1 protein-coding gene is annotated in these 1,057 nt (G+C 50.8%); it reads left to right on the top strand.

The window, feature by feature from the left end:
• Positions 1 to 869: GldM family protein (locus tag J4D97_RS23000; protein WP_279592483.1), on the top strand; the 869-nt coding region annotated here is incomplete at its 5' end.
• Between the last annotated feature and the right edge of the window lie 188 nt (positions 870 to 1,057).

The raw sequence follows: 1,057 nt of genomic DNA, 5'->3' as shown, positions 1-1,057 counted from the left end.
CAGTAGCTGCCGGCACAAAGTATAAAGCAGAGCTTTTCCTTACTGCTTCGGCTTCGAACCTGAAGCCTACGATGACTCTGAATGGTTCGCCATTGTCAGTAGATCCTAACGGCCACGGTAAAGTTGAGTTTACGGCTACACCTGGTGGTTTCGATGCTGCTGGTAATGCTAAAAAGCAGTGGTCGGGTACGATTCGTTTCAACCAGAACGGTCGCGACACGACTTTCAAAGTGACGGTTCCTTATACCGTGACCAAGCCAGTGATGCAAATTCAGTCGGCTTCAGTACAGGCCCTGTATTTCAAGTGCGGTAACAAGTTGAATGTAAACGTGCCTGCGCTGGGCGCCCAGTACAAGCCTAGCTTCTCAGCTTCGGGTGCTCAAGCAATTCCTGGTTCTAAAACCGGCGATGTAATGTTGGTGCCAAACTCACGTGAGGTGACTCTGAATGTGAGCAGCAGCGGAAACGCCATTGGCTCGCAGACTTTTCAAGTGCGCCCGGTTCCGAAGCCTGATATCAAATGCATAGTAGGCGGCCGTGAGGCTAACGAAAAGCAGGGAACCCCAATTACTGCTGTACGCAACCTGTCGCTGCGCGCTATTCCCGATGCTAGTTTTGCCAACTTCCTGCCAGAGGATGCTCGCTTCCGTGTAACGAGTTATATAGTGACTCTGGTACGAGGTAAGCGTCCAGTGCCTGGCTTCCCCCGGACTATCAGCGGCCCGGATGCTAACCTAACTGACGTAGTAAATAATGCTCGTGAAGGTGACCGTCTCAACATTGAGGTAAAAGAGGTGAAACGCATGAACTTTCAGGGTCAGCAGGAAGATGTGAATATGACCAAGATGTTCAATATTCCGCTGAACTAAGTGCTTATTAACTGAACGAAACGCGGCGATTTACTGATTACTACGGTATGAACAAGATTCTCTCCTTGGCTGCTCTGGCAGCAGGCCTCACGCTGTCGGTAGCAGCTTCGGCACAGGAACAAGCTACTACCGCGAGCAGCAACGGCTCGTACCGTCCGATTCCGAACTCGGATATCATGTTCAGCAAA

Origin of the sequence: Hymenobacter defluvii, from assembly GCF_017589435.1 — a bacterium.
GTDB lineage: Bacteria > Bacteroidota > Bacteroidia > Cytophagales > Hymenobacteraceae > Hymenobacter > Hymenobacter profundi.
Note: the sequence above shows the minus strand (reverse complement) of the source record. Positions and strands in the feature narration are given on the sequence as shown.